The organism is Actinosynnema sp. (assembly GCF_052038725.1).
Map to the genome: position 1 here is coordinate 1 of NZ_JBQGCX010000507.1, position 3,902 is coordinate 3,902.

Here is a 3,902-nt window from a genome sequence, read left to right on the forward strand (position 1 = left end):
GTCGACCCTGGTCTGCAGCTCGTCCTGAGTCAGTCCCGGGAAGGCGACCGGGGCGAGGTCCTCGAACTGTGATGGCTGGTTCAGCAGCTCGACCCGAGGGTTGACGCACACCGAGGCGGATCCAGGAAGACGGGCGCCGTAGTAGAGCGAGGCGAAGCCACCGGCCGACGAGCCGACGAGGACGGCCTGGTCCTCGACGCCCGCCCGCGTGGCGTGCCGGACGACCTCGGTGAGGGCCTCCTGCAACGGCTGGTGGACATTTCCTGCATACCACCCGGTCGTGGGACGCCCGTCGAGCGCGAAGTTCGGGTCCGAGATCGACAGGTGGTTCGCGACGACCGCGGATGCCGACTTCGTCCCCGCGAAGACGGGGTAGGTGTCCCATCCGGCCTCGGGCAGTGCCGCAGCGAAGTGGACCAGCGTCGTCGGTGCCCCGACGTGACGGAACTTCACGTGGAGCGGCATACCACCCAGCCGGATCTCCGAGACCCCCTCGCGGATGGGACCCGACAGGAAGTCGGTCAACGAGTCGAAGTGATGAACATCGACAGGCTCGTACGGTGTGAGGTCGAATTCTCTGCGCGCCACGTCGAAACCCTATCGGCCACCGCGACGCCCCGGGACGGAGCGGGACGAAGAACTTCGGTCACGCCCAAGGGCGTCGCAGACGCCGGCCCCTCTACCGCCAGGCGCCCCGCGTGTCCACCACCGGGACCGAGACACCGTCGACGCGCTCCCAGGCCTTGAACTCGCGGTGGTCGACGAGCAGCGCGACGACGTCGGCCTGCGCGACGGCCTCGTCCAGACCGGCGAGCCGGATGTTGTCCTGCCCGTCGAGGTGGCCGGGCAGCTCCTCGACGTTGGGCTCCACGGCCAGCACCGTGCCGCCGGGCAGGCGGCGGGCCAGCTCGCGGGTGATGTCGAGGGCCGGGGACTCGCGCATGTCGTCGATGTCGGGCTTGAAGGCCAGGCCGAGGGCGGCGACGACGGGCGCCTCCTTGCCCTCGACGTGCGAGAGGACCTGGGAGACGACGTACTCCGGCTTGGAGTCGTTGACCTCGCGGGCGGTGCGGATGAGCTGGGCCTGCTCGGGCACGGCGGAGACGATGAACCACGGGTCGACCGCGATGCAGTGGCCCCCGACGCCCGGGCCGGGCTGCAGGATGTTGACGCGCGGGTGCTTGTTGGCCAGCTCGATGAGCTCGAAGACGTCGATGCCCAGGCGCTCGGCGATGATCGACAGCTCGTTGGCGAAGGCGATGTTGACGTCGCGGAAGGAGTTCTCCGTCAGCTTGGCCATCTCGGCGGTGACCGCGTCGGTGAGGTGGATCTCGGCGGTGCAGAAGGTCGCGTAGACGTCCTTGGCGCGCTGGGCGGCGCGCGGGGTGAGGCCGCCGACGATGCGGTCGTTGGTGACCAGCTCGACCATGACGCGGCCCGGCAGGACCCGCTCGGGGCAGTGCGCGACGTCGACGTTGGCCTCGCTGGAAGCCTCGTTGGTCGTCAGCTCGGGACGCGCCGCGGTGATGCGGTCCGCGAGGTGCTGGGTGGCGCCCGGGGGCGAGGTCGACTCCAGGATGACCAGCTCACCGCCCTGCAGGTGCGGGACGATCGCGTCGGTCGCGGCGTCGATGAAGGACAGGTCCGCCTCGTAGCCGTCCTTGAACGGGGTCGGGACCGCGATGATGTAGACGTCCGCTGCCGGGGTCTCGGCCTGCGCGCTGAGGTGGCCCTGGCTCACGGCGCCGGCGACGTGGGTGCCCAGGTCGGGCTCCACGAAGGGGACCTCGCCCCGGTTCACCGCCTCGACGTGACGGGGGTTGACGTCCACCCCGACCACCTGGTGGCCGTGGCTGGCCAGGATGGCGGCGGTGGGCAGCCCGATGTAGCCCAGCCCGATGACGGCGATGCGCGAAGACATAAGACCTTTTCGTCGTGGATCGTCAGAAGACGCCCCGACTATAGCCGTGGTATGGGTCCTGACCTGCCGCTGCGTCAGACGAAGGCGTGCCGCACGTCCGTGCCGTAGGCGACGACGTTGCCGTTCGCGAGCAGCTCGGCGTCGGTCGCCTCCCACGTGTGCCCGGAGGCCTCACGGACCTGCACGAAGCCGAACCGGTCGGCCGAGTAGATGCGCCCGCCGCGGAGCAGCACCCGTCGGAGCAGGTCGGTGTCCTCGCCGCGGGTGAGGGTGGCGAAGGGCAGCTCGGCCAGCAGCTCGCGCCGCATCATCAGGGTGGGGCCCATGACCATGTCGGTGAACCGGTGCTCGCGCTCGGGGAAGCGGACGAGCAGGCAGCCGCTGCCGCGCAGCAGCATGTGGTGGGCCTGCTTGCCGACGACGTCGGCGCCGCTGTAGTCGAGCGCGCGCAGCTGGTCGGCGAGGTAGTGCGGGCCGTAGAGGTCGTCGTCGTCCATCTTGGCCACCACGTCGCCGTCGGCGCGGGCGACGCCCAGGTTGAGGCACTCCCCCAGCGACAGGTCCGCACCGGCCTCGACCAGGACGAGGTCGCGCACGCCCAGCGCACCCGCCCTCGCGGCGAGGTCCGCCGGTGCGGCGAACCCGTGCGTGACGAGCACCAGCTGGGGGTCGACCTCCTCCTGCGCGGCGACCTGGGCCAGCAGGTGGTCCAGCTGCTGGGGCCGGTGGGTCGAGGCGACGACGCTGACGGTGGGGTCGGCGACCCGGTGCTGCTCCATACCCAGCAGGCCGAGCAGCTCGTCGACGCGGTGCCGGTAGGTGTGGCGCGCCAGCACCGTGCGCGCCGCGCGGTGCCCCAGGCGCTCGCGCCACTGGTCGTTGCGGACCAGCCCGCGCAGCACCCACTCCGCCTCCTGCGGCTCGGTGACGGTGACCATCGCGTCGGCGTCGAAGAAGCGCTCGATCGCCGGCGTCGGCGTCGAGACGACCGGGGTGGCGCAGGCGCTGATCTCGAAGAGCCGGCGCGGGCACATCGAGCGGCTCTCGGGCACCGAGCTGACGTTGAGGAAGACCTTGTAGCCGCGGTAGGCGGTGAGCATCTGGGGGTAGGTGAGCTCGCCGACCACGTGCGCCGCGAGGTCGTCGGGGAACTGGTAGTTCTCGTCCGTCCCGAGGAAGCGGGAGAAGATCTCCAGGCCCGTGGTCATCCGGGGCGAGACGCGGGCGGCGGCGCCGAGCAGCAGGTCCATCTGAGCACGCCGCTCGGGGAAGCGGTGGCGGTAGTACATGCCGCCGAAGGCGACGTCGCGGGCGGCCCCGCCCGTGGGGCGCACGGGGTTGTGCACCCAGCTGGCCGCGGCGAAGGGCAGAACGGCGACCCGGTCGTGGCCCAGCCGCTCGACGTAGTCCGCGACCCGGTCCTCCTCGGTGGTGAGCACGTGGTCGAAGAGGGCGGCCGTGTCCAGGAAGTCCTCGAAGTGGATCGGGTCCTCCTTGTTCCAGAAGACCGTCGGCACGCCCTGGTCGCGGCAGTGCCGCACGAGGTCCTGCAGCGGCTGGCTGGGGGCCTTGGAGCCGGTGAGCTGGTACCTCCACGCGCCGCCGTTGCCGTTCCACGCGGACTCGACGAAGAGCAGGTCGATGCCGTCGGCGAGCGCCTCCTGCCAGCCGCCGGGCGTGAGGAGGACGTGGTGCCACGCGTGGCGCAGGCACAGCTCGGTGAACTCGTCGGCGACGATCCCCACCCGCAGGGCCCGGCGCGGGGCCCGGTCCGGGAGCTGCCACGCGGGCAGGGCGGTGGCCGGCTGCGTGGCGTCGGTCGCGGGCATCCGCGGGACCGCGCGGCGCGCCCGGTGCCGCCGCCACTGGCCGACGCCGCCGGTCCGCAGGTGCCACAGCTGGGTGCGCAGGTCCTTCAGGGGCATGACCGCGACCCTAGCCGCCGGACGCCGGAGCCCTCGCGGTGCCATACTGGCGGCGA

At 71.7% G+C, this 3,902-nt stretch carries 3 protein-coding genes; all 3 read right to left on the reverse strand.

Going from position 1 to position 3,902, the window contains the following annotated elements; genetic code table 11:
* The coding region (locus ACTUAL_RS10115) for a hypothetical protein (RefSeq protein WP_440900087.1) at nucleotides 1-588 on the reverse strand (588 nt) is incomplete at its 3' end.
* Between the two features lie 91 nt (nucleotides 589-679).
* Nucleotides 680-1,921 carry a UDP-N-acetyl-D-mannosamine dehydrogenase gene (wecC, locus tag ACTUAL_RS10120; protein ID WP_440900088.1) on the reverse strand — a complete coding sequence of 414 codons (1,242 nt, stop codon included), beginning with the start codon at nucleotides 1,919-1,921 and terminating at the stop codon, nucleotides 680-682.
* 74 nt (nucleotides 1,922-1,995) lie between these two features.
* Entirely contained in the window at nucleotides 1,996-3,846 is a 1,851-nt protein-coding gene (locus ACTUAL_RS10125; RefSeq protein ID WP_440900089.1) for a glycosyltransferase family protein, read from the reverse strand.
* Nucleotides 3,847-3,902 lie beyond the last annotated feature (56 nt).